Origin of the sequence: Corallococcus sicarius (assembly GCF_003611735.1) — a bacterium.
Lineage (GTDB): Bacteria > Myxococcota > Myxococcia > Myxococcales > Myxococcaceae > Corallococcus > Corallococcus sicarius.
Genome location: NZ_RAWG01000046.1, coordinates 1 through 18,342, shown reverse-complemented (window position 1 = coordinate 18,342; position 18,342 = coordinate 1). Strand labels below are relative to the sequence as shown.

At 69.6% G+C, this 18,342-nt stretch carries 18 protein-coding genes; 9 read left to right on the top strand and 9 right to left on the bottom strand.

All coding sequences use genetic code 11. The features are described 5' to 3' along the window. Nucleotides 1-4 precede the first annotated feature (4 nt). The 7 genes from D7X12_RS09950 (at nucleotide 5) to D7X12_RS09920 (ending at nucleotide 4,975) form a co-directional block, all read left to right on the top strand. Nucleotides 5-475 (top strand): phage holin family protein, encoded by a 471-nt coding sequence (locus D7X12_RS09950; RefSeq protein WP_120625025.1) that lies wholly within the window; start codon nucleotides 5-7, stop codon nucleotides 473-475. Then, on the top strand, nucleotides 465-680 hold the full coding sequence (locus tag D7X12_RS09945) for a DUF3618 domain-containing protein (protein WP_120625024.1): 216 nt from the start codon (nucleotides 465-467) through the stop codon (nucleotides 678-680). Before D7X12_RS09950 ends, D7X12_RS09945 begins: the two co-directional genes overlap by 11 nt. 75 nt (nucleotides 681-755) lie before the next feature. Then, nucleotides 756-953 carry a hypothetical protein gene (locus D7X12_RS09940; protein WP_120609663.1) on the top strand — a complete coding sequence of 66 codons (198 nt, stop codon included), beginning with the start codon at nucleotides 756-758 and terminating at the stop codon, nucleotides 951-953. 37 nt (nucleotides 954-990) lie between these two features. After that, nucleotides 991-1,374 carry a hypothetical protein gene (locus D7X12_RS09935; protein WP_120625023.1) on the top strand — a complete coding sequence of 128 codons (384 nt, stop codon included), beginning with the start codon at nucleotides 991-993 and terminating at the stop codon, nucleotides 1,372-1,374. Between the two features lie 53 nt (nucleotides 1,375-1,427). Then, nucleotides 1,428-1,739, top strand: a complete 312-nt coding sequence (locus tag D7X12_RS09930; RefSeq protein WP_120609661.1) for a YtxH domain-containing protein — start codon at nucleotides 1,428-1,430, stop codon at nucleotides 1,737-1,739. A gap of 106 nt (nucleotides 1,740-1,845) precedes the next feature. Beyond that, the gene (locus tag D7X12_RS09925; RefSeq protein ID WP_120625022.1) at nucleotides 1,846-3,951 is read left to right on the top strand and encodes a putative metal-binding motif-containing protein; all 2,106 of its coding nucleotides are present in this window, start codon (nucleotides 1,846-1,848) and stop codon (nucleotides 3,949-3,951) included. Nucleotides 3,952-3,979: 28 nt separating this feature from the next. Next, the gene (locus D7X12_RS09920) at nucleotides 3,980-4,975 is read left to right on the top strand and encodes a hypothetical protein (protein ID WP_341868209.1); all 996 of its coding nucleotides are present in this window, start codon (nucleotides 3,980-3,982) and stop codon (nucleotides 4,973-4,975) included. Between the two features lie 6 nt (nucleotides 4,976-4,981). Here D7X12_RS09920 and D7X12_RS09915 read toward each other — a convergent pair whose 3' ends face one another. Continuing rightward, on the bottom strand, nucleotides 4,982-5,848 hold the full coding sequence (locus D7X12_RS09915; RefSeq protein WP_208718921.1) for a hypothetical protein: 867 nt from the start codon (nucleotides 5,846-5,848) through the stop codon (nucleotides 4,982-4,984). A 104-nt stretch (nucleotides 5,849-5,952) separates the two neighbouring features. Here D7X12_RS09915 and D7X12_RS09910 point away from each other — a divergent pair, with 104 nt between their 5' ends. Beyond that, complete coding sequence (locus D7X12_RS09910; protein ID WP_120625021.1) at nucleotides 5,953-8,559, top strand: adenylate/guanylate cyclase domain-containing protein; 2,607 nt, start codon at nucleotides 5,953-5,955, stop codon at nucleotides 8,557-8,559. On the opposite strand, the gene D7X12_RS09905 is transcribed toward D7X12_RS09910, so the two are convergent. The 8 genes from D7X12_RS09905 to D7X12_RS09870 all read right to left on the bottom strand — a co-directional run bounded on the left by D7X12_RS09905 (nucleotide 8,556) and on the right by D7X12_RS09870 (nucleotide 17,570). Beyond that, nucleotides 8,556-9,623: an alpha/beta hydrolase family protein gene (locus D7X12_RS09905; protein WP_120625020.1), complete on the bottom strand. Its 1,068-nt coding sequence runs from the start codon at nucleotides 9,621-9,623 to the stop codon at nucleotides 8,556-8,558. The two genes, D7X12_RS09910 and D7X12_RS09905, sit on opposite strands and share 4 nt — an antisense overlap. 44 nt (nucleotides 9,624-9,667) lie before the next feature. After that, the gene (locus D7X12_RS09900; RefSeq protein ID WP_120625019.1) at nucleotides 9,668-10,030 is read right to left on the bottom strand and encodes a (2Fe-2S) ferredoxin domain-containing protein; all 363 of its coding nucleotides are present in this window, start codon (nucleotides 10,028-10,030) and stop codon (nucleotides 9,668-9,670) included. 173 nt (nucleotides 10,031-10,203) lie between these two features. Then, nucleotides 10,204-10,980, bottom strand: coding sequence for a NuoI/complex I 23 kDa subunit family protein (locus D7X12_RS09895; protein WP_120625018.1), 777 nt, complete (start codon nucleotides 10,978-10,980; stop codon nucleotides 10,204-10,206). A gap of 48 nt (nucleotides 10,981-11,028) precedes the next feature. Continuing rightward, nucleotides 11,029-12,480, bottom strand: coding sequence for a complex I subunit 1/NuoH family protein (locus tag D7X12_RS09890; protein WP_120625017.1), 1,452 nt, complete (start codon nucleotides 12,478-12,480; stop codon nucleotides 11,029-11,031). A 2-nt stretch (nucleotides 12,481-12,482) separates the two neighbouring features. Next, nucleotides 12,483-14,363, bottom strand: coding sequence for an NADH-quinone oxidoreductase subunit G (locus D7X12_RS09885; protein ID WP_120625016.1), 1,881 nt, complete (start codon nucleotides 14,361-14,363; stop codon nucleotides 12,483-12,485). After that, a complete protein-coding gene (gene nuoD / locus D7X12_RS09880; protein ID WP_120625015.1) occupies nucleotides 14,360-15,616 on the bottom strand; it encodes an NADH dehydrogenase (quinone) subunit D in 1,257 nt (418 codons plus the stop codon). Before nuoD ends, D7X12_RS09885 begins: the two co-directional genes overlap by 4 nt. 11 nt (nucleotides 15,617-15,627) lie before the next feature. Beyond that, nucleotides 15,628-16,146: an NADH-quinone oxidoreductase subunit C gene (locus D7X12_RS09875; RefSeq protein WP_120609687.1), complete on the bottom strand. Its 519-nt coding sequence runs from the start codon at nucleotides 16,144-16,146 to the stop codon at nucleotides 15,628-15,630. A 191-nt stretch (nucleotides 16,147-16,337) separates the two neighbouring features. After that, complete coding sequence (locus D7X12_RS09870; RefSeq protein WP_244224460.1) at nucleotides 16,338-17,570, bottom strand: adenylate/guanylate cyclase domain-containing protein; 1,233 nt, start codon at nucleotides 17,568-17,570, stop codon at nucleotides 16,338-16,340. Between the two features lie 243 nt (nucleotides 17,571-17,813). Here D7X12_RS09870 and D7X12_RS09865 point away from each other — a divergent pair, with 243 nt between their 5' ends. Next, the gene (locus D7X12_RS09865) at nucleotides 17,814-18,305 is read left to right on the top strand and encodes a hypothetical protein (protein ID WP_208718919.1); all 492 of its coding nucleotides are present in this window, start codon (nucleotides 17,814-17,816) and stop codon (nucleotides 18,303-18,305) included. Nucleotides 18,306-18,342 lie beyond the last annotated feature (37 nt).

Below are 18,342 nucleotides of genomic sequence, written 5' to 3'. Positions count from 1 at the left end.
GCGCATGCACGTGGGCAGTGAACAGACGGATCGCGGCGTCGCCGCACTCGTCGGGCGCATGGCGGACGGCTTCAGCAAGCTGGTGACGCAGCACCTGCAGTTGGCGCGGCTGGAGATCGCGGAGGACGCGAAGGCGATAGGCCTGGACGTGGCGAGCATCGCCGTGTTCGTGCCCTTCCTCCTCGTGGGCTACGCGTTCGTCTGCGGCGCGCTGGCGGCCGTCCTGGCCACGTGGCTGGGGTGGGCCGGGGCGCTCGCGCTGGTGGGCGGGTTGAACCTGGGAGGAGGCGTCTTCGGCATCCTCCGCGCGGTGAAGCGCATGAAGTCGCGCCAGATGATGGATGACACGGCGAGTGAGCTGTCGCGCAGCATGGCGGCGCTCACCACGACGCGCCCCCCCGAGGCGGCGCCGGGCGTGAATACGCTGAAGAACGGCACGGAGAAGGCTTTCAAGGAGCCGCAGCATGGCCGCTAGCAATGGACAGCTTCCGCGCAGCAGCGCGGCGCTTCGCGAGGAGATCGAGCGCACCCGGGCCGACCTGGCCACGTCGGTGAGCGCGCTGCGCGAGGAGGTGGCGGTGGCCACCGACTGGCGCCAGTGGGTGCGGCGTCATCCCTACGCCTGCGTGGGGACCGCCTTCCTCGTGGGGTACGTGGTGGGCTCGCGGCGCTCGCGTTGAGTTGAGCGCCTGCGGGGCCGGATGAGCACATTTCTGGAAGCAATCGAGAACCAACGCACAGAGCAGAGGGCCTTCATGGAAATCAATCCGCAGCAGATGGCAGACCGGGCGCGGCAGCTTCAGGATCAGGTGTTGCCGCAGGTGGACGAGGCGCGGCAGAACCTGGTGGACCTGAATCGTCAGGTGGTGGGCTTCATCCGGGCGAACCCCGGCACGTGCCTGCTGGGTGCCATCGCGGTGGGTTTCCTCGTGGGCCGGATCGCCTCGCGCTAACCGCCCTTCGGGGACGGTTCAGGAAGGGAGCACGACCATGACGAGTTATTCGGGTACGACGGGCAGCAACGGCTCGGCGGAACACGGCGATGACGCGGGCTTCGGCCAGCGCGTGGATCAGCTGGGTTCGGACGCGCAGCAGTTCATCGACAACGCGCGCAGCGCGGTGGCGGACCTGGGCCAGAGCCTGGACCTGAAGGGCCGCGTGGAGCGCAACCCCTACGGCACCCTGGCCATCGCCGCGGGCGTCGGCTACGTGCTGGGCGGTGGCCTCTTCACGCCGCTGACGGCGCGCATCCTGAAGCTGGGCGTGCGGCTGGCCGCGCTGCCCTTCGTGAAGGACGAACTCCTGGGCATGGCCGAGTCGGCCTTCCAGGGCTACCAGTCCGGTCGCGGCACGCCGCCCCCGGGCAGCGTCTAGTCATTCTCAACGCCACACGGCTTTCCCACTGAAGCAAACCCCCGGAGTCGGACATGCTGAGCCTGAAGGACCTGAAGAAGCTGGACCGTGACGACCTGCTGGACCTGGTGGGCCTGGAGACGCGGCGCACCACCGCGGAGACGACGCTGCCCGCGCTGGGCATCTTCGCCGCCGGCCTGCTGGTGGGCGTGGGCGTGGGCCTGCTGATGGCGGACAAGCCCGGGCAGCAGCTGCGCGGCGACCTGCGCACGAAGCTGCAGGGTGGCCAGGACAAGCTCGTGGGCGCCATCAACAGCGCGCGCGGCACGGAGACGCAGACCGCGGCCACCGGCTCCACGGTGCCCCCGGGTTCGCGCACGACCTGATTCCGGGTTGGCGTTGAAGTCCACGGGCCTCTTCCCGCTGTACGCGGGGAGGGGCCTTTGTGTTTCCGGGGCAGGCGGTGACAGGGAATGAACTAGGATTCACGGCATGTCCCGTTTTCGTCCCGTGATGTGGGTGGCATTGCTGGCGGTGTCCCTGGTGCGGTGCACCGTGCCGTCGCTGGAGGACCTGTGGCGCGAGAAGGAGTTCTGCGCGGCCGGGGCTGCGGACTGCGGGATGCTGCAGATGTTCGTGGACGCGAAGGGGTTCGTGCCCGGGTGTCTGCGGTTCGTGGCGAAGGACGATGGGAGCAAGGCCACAAGGACCGTTTCAGTTCCGTACCGGGGGACGGCGCTGCAGGGGAAGACGTTGGCGCAAGGGTTCTCTCCGCCGAAGGACTGGAGTCTGGCGGTGTCGGTCTCCGTCGAGGCGTTCGAGCAGGCGTGCGACGGGCCCGCGGTGACGACGAAGACCGAGCGCGTCGCCCTTCGCGAGGGCACCGTCGTCCGACTGCCGTTGACATTGGTCGCGGCGGACGCGGATGGGGATGGCTACGTCAGCATGGGGACCGGTGGGACGGATTGCAATGACACGCTGCCGACGGTGAACCCCGGGATGGCGGAGCTTTGCAACGCCAAGGACGACAACTGCACCGGGAAGGCGGATGACGGGCTTGGAGTGGGAGAGGCCTGTACCACGGGCGAAGGGTGCACGGGCGTCCGGAGCTGTGGAGAGAACGCCGCGGTGGTCTGTGTCGCACCTGCCGTGCAGTACGCCTGGGCCGACGAGGATCGGGACGGTCATGGAGACCTGCAGCAGGGGCAGGTGTCTGTCTGTAGCGCGACACTTCCCCCGAACCGTTTGCCGCTCAGTGCGCTCCATGACGACTGTGATGACCGTCAGGCCACGGTGAGGCCGGGCGCCTCGGAACTCTGCAACAGTGTGGATGACAATTGTGTGGGAGGGATTGACGAGGGCTTCAATATTGGCGGCAGTTGTCTCAACGCGCAGACGCAATGCTTTGGTTCAATTCAGTGTGATGAAAGTGGCGCTGGGGCCCGGTGCCAGGCTTCGAGCCCGGCATCCACCTGGTATCCGGACGAAGATGATGACGGTCGTGGGCAAGGCGATGCTGGGGTGAAGTCTTGCGCGCGTCCGGCTGGGGCCTTCATCCTTCAAGAAGGGGACTGCGACGACGGCAATCCGTTCATTCATGCCAATGCGCGCGAACTCTGCGACGAGCAGGACAACGACTGTGATGGCCTATGGGATGAGTCGGGCGCATGTGTCATGCCTCCTTCCTGGTCCCTGCGGACCGTGGTTGATGCTGGAGTTGACTGGTTCGATGTCGCGACCTATGGCGACGGTGGTGTGTGGATCGTTGGCTCCAACTCAGCACGTGCTGTGAAAGAGCCATCGCACTCTGGCTTCAGCGCGCTCCCTGGCGCCTGCTCCACCGGAGGTTTTCCTGATTCCCTTCTCAGTGTCTGGGCACATCCTCAGACAGGCGTTGCCTATGTCGGGCGTGAAGAGGGGCAATTGATTGTACAGAAGCCCTTCAGTTCAGATTGCGGCCCCTGGACCTCACTGATGGGGAACGCAGCCAATGTGACGGGACTTCAGGGGTTCGTCAGGGCGGGCCAGGGCGTTGAAATCCATGGCGTCACAAGCGAACTGAGTGGGCCAAGAGGGGCTGTGTTCACCTGGGACGGGGGGGCCTCGTCGGTGGGTCCTTCGCAGGTGATTGACGCAGGCCCCCTACGGGACATCAGCGGTGTGTCGCCCGAAGTCATGTTTGCCGTGGGGGGGGAAGACTCCTCGATGATATTCCGGTACTCACCGTCCCAGAGTGTCTGGCTCCCCGAACCGGGCGTGCCCGCGACTGGACGATTGAATGGGGTCCAGGTCGTCAGCCCGAGGCTGGCATACGCCGTTGGAAGTGCCGGCACACTGCTGTCCTGGAACGGTGTGACGTGGAATGTCGCCGCTGGGCCGCCCGACGCCATTGACAACTTCACGGAGGTGCTCGCCTTCGGGAAGAATGCCATTTATATCGTCAGTGAGTCAGGGCAAATCCATTGGTACAACGGGGAAGGCTGGCGCATCGTGGGTTTCGGCTCTTCCATGTATGGAATCGCTGGGAACAGTCCGGAAGACATCTGGGTCGTAGGTCGGTTTGGCTACGTCCACCGCTATCCCTATTGGCCCCAGTGAGCAGGCCTTCGCACCAGGAGCACGCACCGTGAGCGCCGGGAAGAAGCCACCGTCGTCCAAGTCTCCCCCGCGCCCGTTGCGTCACGACACGCCGGTGGATGTTCCGGCCGTGGAGGCGCCCCCTCCCACGGCGAATACAGACCTGGCCCCCCGAAACACAGACGGTCCAGAGTCCACGCTCGGCCAGCTCCGCACGCTGGAGACACTGGAGTCTACCTACGACGCCTGGGCGGAGCTGAAGCGCGACCATGCGGCCTCGCTCATCCAGTTCCGTGAGGAACAGGCGCGCCTCGCGCAGCAGGGCTCCTTCCTCCTGGGCGCCGTGCGCGCGGCCGGCATGGACCCCGGAAGCAACACCCCGGGCCTCCAGCCGCAGGGCGCCGCCAGTGACTTCCTCCGCGACGCGGAAGCGAAGCTCGCCAGGGCCCGCGACGCCGTCACCCAGCGCGAAGCAGAGAGCGAAGCCCGCTATCAAGCGGCCTTCACCGAAGTGCGCACCACGCTCCTGGATCGCGTCCGCCGCTACCTCGCGAGCAGCCAGCCCCACCTCACGCTGCTCCTGCGCCGCGTAGGCGCGGAGCGCTCCATCCTCCACGTCGCCCGCGTGGGGCCGGATGAAGCCGTCCTGCTCTGCTACCTGCTCACGCAGCGCGTGCCGTCCCGCTACGGCTTCCTCTTCGACGACTCCACCGAGGACCTGGCGCTCGCACCCGCGCCGCTCTACCCGGAGGAGTCCATCCCCGCCGACGCCGTGCGCCCGGACGCGCAGGGGCTCCTGCGCGTCATCGACGCCAGCGTGGACGTCCTGCCGCTCAAGGGCTTCGTGCCCCTGCGCGTGCCTCGCCCGGGAGGAGGGGAGGACTTCTTCCGCCTCCTCCAGCGCGGCGCCGTGATGGAGGTCGAACTCGCGGAGGGCCCGGACTTCCGCAGCATCCTCACCCGCGAGGAGGCGGAGCGCTTCGCGGGCCACCTGCTGCGCCTCAAGCTGGAGGGGCGCCTCGGGCTCGACATCGAGACGGGGTAGCCCGCCTCAGTTCGTCCGGAAGATGCCGACCTCGGACGTGCCCGCCAGGACGACGCTGCCCAGGAAGAGGTTGTCGGACTCCGCGCCGCCCATGCGCACGGCCTGGAAGATGACCAGGTACGTCTGCCTCGGGTTCGGGAACGCGGTGGCGGGAATGGTCACGCGCGCCTCCCGGTAGGCCTGCGGCACCGCCGCGAGCTGGAGGAACTCCACCGGCGTCGTCGGCGCGTTCGAATACGTGGGCTCACCCTTCTGCCCATCCGAGCCCACCGGCACCACCGTCACGAAGCCCAGCGTGCGGTCCTGGTTCGCCGGAGGCGCCGGACGGTCGAAGCTGAACGCCGTGTTCGCCGCGATCCGCACGAAGCCCTCGGGAGGATGGAACGCGGGGAGGGCCTCCTTCGTCGGGGAGTCCTTCACCTGCGCCTCGTACCGCGTCCCGCCCTGCGTCGCGATGAACGAATACGTCGCCCCGGACGCGTACGTCAGCGCGTCCGTCGAGCTGCTCGTCACGCCGTAGCTGCCGCCACCCTGGGCGTTGAGGGGCACCGCCGCCGCCGAGCCCGCCTGGAGCGTCACGGTGGCGCCAGCGAGGCCCTCCGGCTGCGAGTTCTCCCCTGACTTCGTTCCGAAGAAGAGGAACGCCGCCGTCTCCCCGGGGAACGACACCACGTCGCCTCCGTCCGGCCCTCCGTACGTCCCCGCGTCGTAGCCCGCGAGCGCGGAGGTCGACACGTCCACCTGCGGCGTGGCCAGCAGGGTGCCCACCATCACGTGGTCCGCGGCGAGTTGGTTGCCCGTCTTCTCGATGTCACAGGCCAGGGGCGACAGCAGGGAGACGGCGGCGACGGCGGACAGCAACAGGCGTTTCATGGGCGGCTCTGGCTCTTTCAAAAGGGAAGCGGTGGGGCAGCCAACCATACCGCGCGTGTCCCCCGTAGGCGCTCGGCCCCGAAGCGGTATCCTGTGGGCCGCCCGTGCAACGTCTCCGCATCCACTCCGCCGGCCGCCGCTTCATCCAGCGGCTCGGCTTCTCGCTCGTCCAGGCCGCCCTGTTCGGTTGCCTGCTGGGGCTGCTCGTGTCCCAGCGCGTCTCACGCCCCGTGCGTCCGGACGACACGCCGGGCCCCTCGCTGTCGCCCTCGGGCGTCGTGGACATGCTGTCGGGCTGGCTCGACGGCGGCGAGCGCGTCTTCTACGACTGGCGCATCCGCCAACTCGGCGAACGCTCCGAGCGCTCCGACCGCGTGGTGCTCGTCTCCATCGACGACGACACCCTCGCCGAGGCCCAGCAGGGCCCCCGCGCCGACATCGCCGCGTACCCGTGGCCGCGCCAGGTCATGGGCGGCATGGTCCACCGGCTGGTGGAGGAGGGCGCCTCCGTGGTGATGCTGGACTTCGCCTACCCGGAGCTCAGCCCGCGCGCCTGCGTCACCCCCGCCCGCACCGGCCGCGGCGCCCTGTCCCAGGACGACGACGCGCTGCGAGCCCTCCTGGACCAGGACCCCGACCAGTCCGTGCTCGCCTTCCGCTGGGGCGCGGAGGGCACCCGCACCCTACCGCCCACCGGCCGCCTGTGGCCGTACCGCGTCCGCCTGGGCAGCTACCCCGGCCCCACCGAGGCCCGCGTCCGCGCCCAGTCCGTGCTCGCGCTCCAGCGCCCCGCCTTCCTCATCCCCGCCGGCCAGGGCCTGGAGGTCTGGGCCGGCGTCGCCGACGAGGGCGAGGGCCGCAGCCTGGGCGAACAGCTGGGCACCCTCTCCGCGTCCATCCAGGAGCGCCGCGCCGCGGATGACGCCTTCCGCGTGGCGCCGGTGGACCTGTTCCTCTCCCTGGCCTCCGTGCAGGTGACGGGGCTGGATCCGGAGAAGCTCCAGGAGGTGCGCCAGCTCCAGCACCCGGTGACGCCGCTGTTGGGCACCTCCAGCGGCTATGGCGCCACCACGCTGCCCGCGGACCCCGACGGCGTCGTGCGCGGCGTGCCCCACCTCGTCGCGTACAGCCCGCACGGGCGCGAGCGCCACGTGCTGCCCTCGCTGCCGCTCGCCGCCGCCATGCGCCTCGCCGGCACGCAGAAGCTGCGGTACGCCGACGGGCGCCTCCACATCGGGGACAAGTACTCCGTGCCCATGGATGCGTCCGGCTACAGCCTGCTGCGCTGGGAGGCCCCGTCCGCCACCCGGGGCGCGCGCGGCCCGCTGGCCCGCTCCATCCGCGCGTGGAACGTGCTGCTCAACCTCTTCGACACGCAGGCGGAGCGCCCCGCCCGGTTCGACCACGACCTGGACGGCCGGGCCGTCATCCTCACCAACACCAGCAGCTACGCGCCCGAGCGGCGGGTGACGCCCATCGGGCCGGGCATCGCCAACGGCGCCATCCTGGGCCAGGCGCTCGCGAACATCCTCAGCTCGGACGGCATCACCCGCGTGGCGCCCCGCATGGACATGCTGGCCACCATGGGGCTCGCCTTCATCGGCGCGTTCCTGGCGCTGTCGTTCAGCTGGCTCTTGCGCTCGGTGAGCGGCGCCGTGCTGTTCGTCGGCGTGGCGCTGGCCGCGGGCGCGGGCTACGTCGCCGCCGCCGGCTGGCTCTTCGTCAACGAGCGCCAGTGGATCGCCGTGGCGGGCCCGCTGTGGTCCATGGGGCTCGCGTTCCTCGTCACCACGATCTACGCGTTCCGCACGGAGCAGGACGTGCGCGACTTCGTGCACAGCGCGCTCGGCCGCTACGTGAGCCCGGAGGTGGCGCGGCTCGTCGCGCGCGACGTGAGCCTGATGCGTCCGGAGCGCCGGAAGATGTCGGTGTACCTCTGCGACATCGAGGGCTTCACCCGCCTGGCGGAGACGCTGCCCCCTGAGCAGCTGGTGCCCCTGCTCAACACCTTCCTCACGGAGATGACCGCCGTGGTGCGCGCCACGGCGGGGCAGGTGGACACGTACATCGGTGACTCGGTGCTGGCCTTCTGGGGCGCCCCCGTGCGCACGGACCGCCACGCGCACCTGGCCTGCGAGGCCGCGCTCAAGCTCCAGGCGGTGCTCGCGCAGAAGCAGCCCGTCTGGGAGAAGCAGTTCGGCCACCGGTTGTCGGTGCGCGCCGGCATCGACACGGGCGACCTGCTCGTGGGGGACATGGGCAGCGAACTCAAGTCCCACTACACCGTCATGGGTGACGCGGTGGGCATGGCCGGCCGGTTGGAGGGCGCCAACAAGCAGTACGGCACCCAGGTGCTGGTGGGAGAGACCACCGCGCAGCTCGCGAGCGACGCCTACGTCTTCCGCGAGGTGGACCGCGTGCTCGTGCGCGACCAGCCCAACCCCGTGCGCATCCACGAGCTGCTCGGCCGCCGGGGTGAATTCTCCGGAGAGAAGCAGGCGGGCATGGCCCTGTACGAGAAGGCCCTCACGGCCTACTACGCGCGCGACTTCCTGGTGGCCCAGGAGCTGTTCCGCCGCTGCGGCGTGGAGCACGGCGACCCGGTGGCCCGCGTCTACGTCCAGCGCTGCCAGGGCCACATCCAGACGCCGCCCCCGGCGGACTGGGACGGGGTCATCCGCTGGCGCCGCCGCGCCTCCGACCGGGGTTAGTCGTCGCTGGAGTCCGGCCCGCCCAGCTTCGCGGTGAAGAACCGGAGGATGTGCGCGTGCTCGAAGACGACCTCCTCCGGGCGCTCCGCGAGGTGGGCGTGCTCGGGGACGATCATCAGCGACACGTCCTGGCCCCGCGCCTCAAGCGCCCGCACGAAGACGTCCGCGTCCGACAGTGACACCTTCGGATCGCGACCGCCCAGCTTGAGGGCGATGGGGCCCTGCACCCGGTCCACGTAGGTGATGGGCGAGATGGCGCGCAGGCGGTCCGCGTCGGTCTCCGGATCGCCGTACTCTTCCGCCCGGGCGCGACGCAGCTCCGGAGGCGCCTGACGGAGGAACGAGCCCAGGTCCGTCTTGGCGGCCAGCGCGAAGCCCGCATCGTAGCTGCCCGCGAAACGCGTCATGCCCACCAGGGTCTGGTTGCCCCCGTAGCTCCAGCCCAGGATGCCCAGCTTCGGCGCCACCCCGTCCCGGGTGAAGCGCGCGCGCAGGCAACGGCTGCTCGCCTCCAGGTCCGTGGCGGCCGACATCCGGAGCGCGCCGTTGTCCGCGCGGGCCCAGGCCTCACCGCAGCTTGTGCCCCGCACCGCGGGCTCCGCGTAGATGAAGCCTTCGCGGAGGAAGAACTCCGGCCGCCAGTGGTAGCCCGGCCGGGGACAGGCCGACGAATGGAACACGAGCACGGGGCAAGAGCGCCCCTCGCAGGCGGGCGGGATGCGCACCTGGATCCGGAAGCGGACGTCGCCGTTTTCACAGGCGAGGTCCTCCACGGGCGCGGCGCTCCAGCGCAGGCGCTGGCCGGAGTCCGCGAGGAGGACCGCGAGTCGCTCCGCCAGGGCCCTGTCCGGTTCACGCCGGGGGTAGCGCCGCAAAAGCTCCTGCCGGGAGACGCCGCCCTCGACGAGCGCCGTCCCGACGACGCGCGGGCTGTCCGCATCCGCGTGCGCGCCGAGCACCCGCGGGGGCGCCGGGGGCGGCGTCACGGGACGCGAGCATGCGCTGAAGGCCAGGAGGCCTCCGACGAGCAGCCAGGGGGCAGGGGACGGCTGTGCACGCAACAAGGCTCACCTCCGGGAAGAGGATGGAGGCCGGCACACCGTCCCGCTCAGTCGTCGTCGCCGGAGTCGGGCTGTCCGAACAGCTCGCGCACCGGCACGTCGTCCTGGATGTGCTCCGCCATCACGCGGCGCATCTTCTCCGCCGTCATCCCGGAATAGTAGACCTCTCCGGGCCACCCCATGAGCTGGTAGTCCTCCGGGGACAGCAGGTCGCGCTTGCGGCCCGTGTCCTCGCGCACCACCACGTTGGGCCCCATGTGGCAGAAGCCGTAGCAGCCGCCCCGGTACAGCTCACAGCGCGCCTGGAGCCCGCGCGCCTCCAGCTCCTCGCGCGCCGCCACGTGCACCGCGTCCGAGCCGCCCTCGCGACAGCTCGCCCCCTTGCACACGGACAACCGGTAGCGCTTCATCGCCGGGCCTGCCGTGCCTGGTTGCCGCCAAGTGCATTGAAGAGCTGCAGCGTCACCAGATGACCCCAGAAACGGCGTCGGCCCGCCCTTCCGTACTGAGGGAAGGAGGCGGGCCGGGAGGCGCGTGTGAAGGGGCGGTGGACGACCCGCCCCGGAAGCGTGCGGCGAAGAGGCTACTTGAGGAACTTCGTCACCTGGATGGGACCCTGCTGCGTCACCACCGTCTGACCACCGGCGCCCACGGCCTTGGCGTGGCCATGACCATGACCACCGCCGTGCCCCGCGCCCAGCGAGTGCGGCGTCTTGAGCTCCACCAGGCCCTCGCCGATGCGCGTGTGCGCCTCCTTGTGGACGTGGTGCGGCTCCGCGGAGCTGTCGCGCTTGTTCCACGGATCCGACGGGTGCGAGACGGGCGGCCCCTTGAGCAGCTTCGGGATGTCGTAGACGAAGTTCTGCCGCGTGTACTCGGAGGGCGTGTGCATGTACGTGTCCATGCGGATGGCGTCCTTGGGGCACGCCTCCACGCACAGGCCACACACGATGCAGCGCAGCTCGTCGATGACGAACTGGGTCGGGTACTTCTCGATGACCGCCGACTCAGAATCCGGGTCCGCCGTCTCGTACTCGCCCGCCTCGATGTAGATGCACTGCGCCGGGCAGATGGTCGCGCACATGTAGCAAGCCACGCAGCGCGGCTTGCCGTCGTCACGCGGGACCAGCCGGTGCAGACCGCGGTAGCCCTCCGGGTAGATGGGCTTCTCTTCCGGGTACTCCACCGTCGTCATCAGGTTCATGCCCGTGCGGTCCTGAACCTGGGGGTTCGTGTCGCGCGTGCCGAACATGTTGCGGAAGAAGTGACGGGTGGTGATGGCCAGCCCGCGCAGCAGCTCGGGGATGTACATCCGCTCGCGGATGTCCGTGCGCGGGTCCTGGGAAGCATTGAACGCCATGGTGTCTTGTCTCGCTTCCGGCGAAGGGCTTGTGCCGGACAGGCGCCGTTAGTGCGCGCCGGCCGGGGAATGGGAGTGGGGGTCCGCGTGCGCCGGCAGGCCGTGCGCGCCACCCGCGGGCAGCCCGTGGGCGTCGTGCCCATGGCCGTGCGCGGTGTCGTGCGCCGCGCCCGCCTTGGCACCCTTGGACATCGTCAGGGCCACGACGAAGCCGATCTCCAGCAGGCCCACCACCGCCAGCGCGCGCAGGGACGGATCCCACAGCACGAGCGCGCCGCTGATGAACACGTTCGCCAGGCCCACGGGCAGGAGGATCTTCCAGCCCAGGTTCTGGATCTGGTCGTACCGGAAGCGCGGGAAGGTCCAGCGGATGACCAGCTGCACCCAGATGAGCAGCACGACCTTGATCCAGAACACCGTGCCCAGGATGGTGCCGTAGACCCAGCCGTGCTCCTGCATGAAGGGCTGCGACGCCAGCCACTCGCCGCCGAAGGGCAGGTGGTGGCCGCCGAAGAACAGCGCCGTCGTCACACCGGCCAGCACCACGACCTCCATGAACTCGGAGATCATGAACATGCCGAACTTCATGCCGGAGTACTCCACGAAGTAGCCGATGATCTCCGACTCGCCTTCGGGCGCGTCGAACGGCGCGCGCTTGGTCTCCGCGAAGGAGGCCACGAAGAAGGCGATGAAGCCCAAGGGCTGGATGAAGATGCCCCAGGCGGGCAGGCCCAGGTCGAACGCGCCGTCGGAGCGCCACAGGTAGCGCGCCTGTCCGGTGCCCGCGACGGTGCCGAGCGCGCTGCCCACGTCACCCACCAGCGCGGGCATCTGCACGGAGGAGAACGCCAGGAACAGGCCCACGAGCGACAGGCCCAGCGCGACCTCGTAGGAGATCATCTGCGCGGAGGCGCGCACGCCGCCCAGCAGGGCGAACTTGTTGTTGGAGGACCAGCCGGCCAGCGACGTGCCGTAGACGGCGAGCGACGCGATGGCGAGCACGTACAGCATGCCGAAGTCCGGCGTCGCGACCACCATGTCGATGGTCTTGCCGAACACCGTCACGGACGGGCCCGCGGGCACCACCGCGAACAGCGCGAACACCGGCGCGAACGCGAGGATGGGGCCCAGGTTGAAGAGGAACTTGTTCGCCGTGCCGGGGACGAAGTCCTCCTTGGTCAGCATCTTCAGCACGTCGGTGATGATGTGCGGGATGCCGCCCAGGGAGCGGTTGCCCAGGCCCGGGATGGCCAGGCGCGCGCGGTTGGGGCCCACGCGGTCCTGCATGAACGCGCTCCACTTGCGCTCGGCGAGCGTGAGGAGCGTGGCGATGATCATCACGAAGGTGAGCATCAGGAAGAGGATGTTCGTGAGGCGGCTGGCGCCGTCGAACAGGTATTCCTCCGCCAGGTAGCCCACGAGGTACGCCGTGGCCACTCCGCCCGCGAGGGCGAAGATGCAGAAGGCCATGGCGAACAACATGGTCAGGATGCGGCTCATGGTCAGATGCCCCTCACGCGCGGCGCGCCGAATTCACGGTAGCCCGGCGGACGGCCGTCGGCTCCCGACGGCAGCGGATTGATGCCCGGCTTCTCCCGGTCCGGCGGAGACGCCTTGTCCCAGTTGAACTCGGCGAACTCGGCCACCTTCGCCGAGTACGCCCGCCACACCTCGCGCGCGGACGTGTGAGCGGCCTCGCCACCCAACTCGCGCGTCAGCTCCGCAGCCCACTTCCAGTGCGGCACCGCGTCCCCCTTGGGGGGGTACGCCTTGCGGAAGCGCTGGGTGATGCCGTCCTGCTGGGTGAACGTGCCCTCGTCCTCGATGTGCGCGCTCGCCGGCAGCAGCACCGTCGCCTGCGCCGTCACGGGGGACTCGTTCTGCGCCTGGGCGACGAACACCTCCAGCTTCGCCGCGACCTCGGCGAAGCCAGCCGCGTCCACCGGCACTTCCGTGCCCACCGCGTACAGCGCCTTCACCTTGCCGGCGCTGATGGCGGCCGTGAGCTCCTCGAAGGGCTTCACGGTGAGCCCCAGGCCCTTCGCGACGAGCGCGAGGCCCTGGCGGTTGGGGTTCTTGTCCGCCGTCATCAGGTAGTGGTCGGCCTGGCCCTGCGGCCGGCCGCCCACGAACACCGCCGTCGCGCCGAGCGTCACCTTCGCGAACGTCAGGCCCGCGAGCAGGTCCTCGTTGGAGGCGAGCGGCGAGGCCAGCACCGCGAGCTGCGAGGAGCCCACGAGCGGCTTGAGCGCCTTGCCCGCGGCGACGATGGCGTCCCTGCGCGTGAGCGCCGGCTGCACCGTGTCGCGCGGTCCCGTGCGGCGGCCCACCTGGGCGGCGAGCACGCGGCCCACGTTCAGGTCCTTGTACGACAGGCGGCCCTGGTCGCACATCCAGCTCTTGTTGATGGCCTCGTTCTCACGCGGGCGGTAGCGGTAGGTGTCCTGGGACATCCAGTCCGCGGAGATGCTGCAGCCGCGCGAGCAGCCCGTGCACACCGACGGCGTGGCGGACAGGAACCAGGAGCGCGCCTTGAAGCGGAAGTCGCGGCTGAGCAGCGCACCCACCGGGCACACGTCCACGGTGTTGAGCGAGTAGTTGCTGTCCAGCTCGTTGCCCGGGAACACGTCGATGCGCTCGTGGCTGCCACGACCGAAGACGCCCAGCTGCGGCTCCTTCGGGATCTCGTTCATGAAGCGGACGCAGCGCGTGCAGATGATGCAGCGCTCCTGATCCAGCACCACGCGGGGCCCCAGCACCTTGCGCTTGGTCTTGAGGGCCTTGGTGCCCTCCAGGCGCGAGGGCCGGTAGTCGTACTTCATGTAGTAGTCCTGCAGCTTGCACTCACCGGCCTGGTCGCAGATGGAGCAGTCGACCGGGTGGTTCAGCAGCAGGAACTCCATCACCGCGCGCTGCTGCTCCTTGACCTTGGGGGTCGTGGTCTTGATGACCTGACCCTCGGCCATGGGCGTCTGGCACGCGGGGACGAGCTTGGGCGCGTTGGACGCTTCAATGAGGCAGATGCGGCAGTTGGCCGCGATGGAGAGGCGCGGGTGGTAGCAGTAGTAGGGGATCTCCGAGCCGACCTGCTTGGCCGCCTCGATCATGTTGGTCCCCGGCTTGACCACCACTTCCTTGCCGTCCACCACCGCCGTCACGAAGCCCGGGTTCTTGGGCTGCGGCTTGGGCGGAGGGCCTCCGGCCGGCTTCGGCGGAGGCGTGCCGGTGGGGCCACTGGCCGCCACCGGCGGGGTGTCCATCTTCGCGCCGGCGGGCGGGTTGGACGGCTCCGAGCCGACCTTGGCCGCGGGCGAGTCGGTGGGCGCGCCCTTGGGGGGCGTCTGCGCGTCACCGGTGGGCTTCTTCGTGTCGTTGTCGCTCACTGCTCGACCTCGCCGCCGATCATGTTGATGGTGTCAAAGGTGGGAACGAGGTCCGCCAGCATCTTGCCCTGGATGATGTGCGGCAGCGCCGCCAGCACCGGGAAGCCCGGGGCACGGACGTGGACCTTGTACGGACGGCCGCGGCCGTCGCTCACCAGGTACCAGCCGAGCTCCCCGTTGGAGGCCTCGGTGGCGTCGTAGACTTCACCGGGGGGCACCTGGATGCCCTCCATCACCAGCTTGAAGTGCGCCATCACGCCTTCGATGGTGCCGTACACCTCCGGCTTGGGCGGCAGCGCGATGCGCCAGTCGTCCACGATGATGGGACCCGCCGGGATGGTGTCCAGCGCCTGCCGCAGGATGCGGATGGACTGGCGCATCTCCTCCAGGCGCACGAGGTAGCGGTCGTAGTTGTCGCCGTGCTCGCCCACCACCACTTCGAAGTCGAAGCGCTCGTAGACCCAGTACGGGTGCGTCTTGCGCAGGTCGTGGTCCACGCCGCACGCGCGCAGCGCGGGGCCCGTCCAGCCGTAGTCGATGGCGTCCGCGGCGGAGATGACGCCGGTGCCCTTGGTGCGGTCCACGAAGATGCGGTTGCGCGTGAGCAGCCCGTCCATCTCCTGGAGCAGCTCCTCCGTGCGGGTGAGGGTCTTGTGAACCTTCTCCACCCAGCCCTCGGGCAGGTCGCGGTTGATGCCGCCCACGCGGCCGAAGCTGGTGGTGAGGCGCGCGCCGGTGAGCTCCGTGACGCGGTCCTGGAGCAGCTCGCGCGCCTCCATGCCGTAGAGGAACGGCGCGAAGCCGCCCATCTCCAGGCCGGTGGCGCCCACGCACGTCAGGTGGTCGGTGAGCCGGTGCAGCTCGCTGCCGATGACGCGGATGTACTGGGCGCGCTCGGGGATCTCCAGGCCGATGAGCTTCTCCACGGCGTTGAGGAACCCGAAGTTGTTCATCATCGCGGACAGGTAGTTGAGCCGGTCCGTGTACGGCAGGCACTGCGTCCAGGTGACGTTCTCGCAGCTCTTCTGGAAGCCGCGGTGGAGGAAGCCGATCTCCGGATCGATCTTGACGATCGTCTCTCCCTCCAGCTCCACCTTCAGCCGCACGGTGCCGTGCGTGGCCGGGTGGGAGGGGCCCATGTTGATGACCATGTGCTTCGACTGGAGATGTGACTCGAGCTCCGACTCCTCGTGGGCGAACCCATCCGTGTCGGGGTTGTAGCTCTGCGCTTCGGGCTTGTGGCTGTCGGCCATGGGAGGTCTCGTCAGGCGACGCCGCTGGTGCCGGGGCCGCGGAAGATGTCCTTGATGGGGCGCTCGGGGATCAGCGGCTGGCGGTCGCGCAGCGCGTAGTCCTTGCGCAGGGGGTGACCCTGGAACTCGTCGTACAGCAGGATGCGGCGCAGGTCCGGGTGGTCCACGAACCGGATGCCGTAGAAGTCGAACGCCAGGCGCTCCCACCAGTTCGCGCCGCGGTACAGCGGCGTGAGGGAGGGGACCTCGGGACGCGTCTCCGTGACGCGCACCTTCAGCCGCACGTGCTCCTTCCGGCTGAGCGAATAGAGGAAGTAGACGATCTCGAAGCGCGGATCGTTCTCCGCCAGGTGCAGCCGGTCCACGGCGTCCGCGGAGCCGAACAGCTTGAAGTCCAGCTCCGGGTCCATCTTCAGGAACGTGGCGACCTTCGGCAGCCACTCCGCATGGATGACGGCCCAGGCTCCGCCAGCGCGGTCGACATAGCGCTCCGCGACCGCCTCGGGAAACTGGGCGGCGACCCGGTCCAACGCGAAAATGCTCAAGGGGGGCCTCGATTTACGACAGAGGAAACCGCGGCTTTATAAGGACCGTTCGCGGGAGGCGTCAACGTAAACCCTCAACCATGTAGGCCACTTAGGTGGGCCAGTAGCCCGCGTCGCGATCCACCCTGGCAGGCCGCAGGCAGGCGCCAGGGGCTTGGACGCCGCCCGGCTGCTGCTCAGGCCGCCTCGCCGGGGCCCAGGGCCGGGGTGCCCTCGTCCACGACGGGGATGAAGGTCACCACGGGCTGGCTCTTGCCAGGGACGATGGCGGTGGGGGCAGGGGCCCACCGGAAGGCGTCCCCCGCGCGCTCACGGGTCGCCTGGGAGACGAGCACCGGCACCCCGAAGCCCTTGGTCAGCCGCTCGATGCGGTTGGCCAGGTTCACCGTGTCACCAATGGCGGTGTACTCCAGGCGTCGGGAGGGGGAGCCGATGTTGCCCAGCACCACCGGCCCCGAGTGCACGCCCACGCCCATGCGCAGGCCCTGCTCGCCCCGGGCGGCGCGCTCGGCGTTGACGGCCTCCAGCTCCCGCACCATCTCCAGCGCGCACCGGGTGGCGCTCCGGGCGTGGTGCGCGTCCGGCAGGGGCGCGCCGAAGTACACCATGAGTGCGTCCCCGATGAACTTGTCCAGCGTTCCGCCGTGGCGGAACACCACCTCCACCATGCGCCCGTAGTACTCGTTGAGGATGGTGACCACCTGCTCGGGCGGCAGCCGCTCGCTCAGCGAGGTGAAGTCGCGCACGTCCGCGAAGAGCACGGACACCTCGCGCAACTCCGGAGGCGGGGAGTCGCGGTCCTGGAGGCGCTCGGCGACGGCGGGGGAGAAGTAGCGGCCCAGGCGCGCGCGCTGGAGTTCCTCCTGCGTCACGGCGGCGGACAGCCGGCGGATGCGCTGGAGCAGCCGGGCCGCGCCCGCCGCCGTCATGCCCAGCATCACCGCGCCGGCCACCTGGGCGCCCACTCCGATGCCAGCCTCGCGCTGGAGCAGCACCTCCGCGACGATGGCGAACGCCATGACAATCAGGGTGACGGACTGGCGCAGGCCCAGCGCGGACAGCAACACCAGCGCCGCGAAGATGCCCAGCGTGAAGCCGGCCACGCCGCCCGGTGAGGGGGACACCGGCAGGGCCAGGTGCTGCAGCACGTACACCGCGGGCACGTCCACGAGCGCGACGGACAGCGACGCCCAGCGGGAGATGCGCGTGGAGGTCGTCACCGCCACGGCCACGAACGAGGTGCAGACGAGGTACAGCGCGAACGGCCCCAGGTAGATGTCCCAGTCGCGCAGGTCGCGCGCGCGGCCCAGGTAGACGGTCATCCCGAACAGGACGCCCACCGCGGCCAGGCGCACCCAGGCCAGATGGCGGCCATTGGCTTGACGCTCCACGTCGAGTGCTCGGCGCACGGACTGCTGGAGGCTGTCGCTCGGCTTGGCGCTGGATGACAAAGGGGTCCCCCCGGTCGACCAGAGCGGCGACTCGGAACAATCCGGGGCCATCTTGTAACGAGGCGGCCCCGGACGCACATCCTGGAGTTCCAGAAAGCCCGGAGGAACACAAACGTGGCCAGGAGCGGCCCGGGCAGGGTAGACGCAGGGGCCATGTCCGTGCGGTCCGTTGCCTCCTTGCTCAGCGCTGCTTCCGGGCGCTTGGCCCTGGGCGCCTCGTTGGGGCTCCTGTTGTTCGTCGCGGAGACGGCCTGGCTGCTCAAGGCCGGCGTCGTGGGCGTGGACATCCCGCTGGACGGCCCCTACGCGGCGCTCGCAGCGGCGGTGCGTCCGCTGCTTCCGGGCGTCGTGCTGCGCGTGGCCGCCGTCTACCTCCTGGCAGGGGGACTGCTGGGGCTCGGCGCTGGGGTGCTGGCCCTCGCCTGGACGCGGCGCGGTGGCTGGCGGGCCGCGGGTTTGACGGTCCTGCACTGGTGGGCCCTGTTGTTGTTCTGGGCCTGGGACCGGGCCCTCGAGAGGCCCGCCCTCTTCGACGACCTTCCCGCGCTGAAGCCCGCGCTGGCGTGGCTGGTGGATCACGGCGAGCCCTGGCAGGCCCGCGCCGCGGCGGGGGCGTGGGTGGGGGGCTGTCTCTTATACACCTCTCCGAGCCCACGAGACCGGAGCCTATCTCGTATTCCGTCTTCTGCTTGAAAAAAAAGCAACCGACGGTATCGTCCTCAGCGAACGC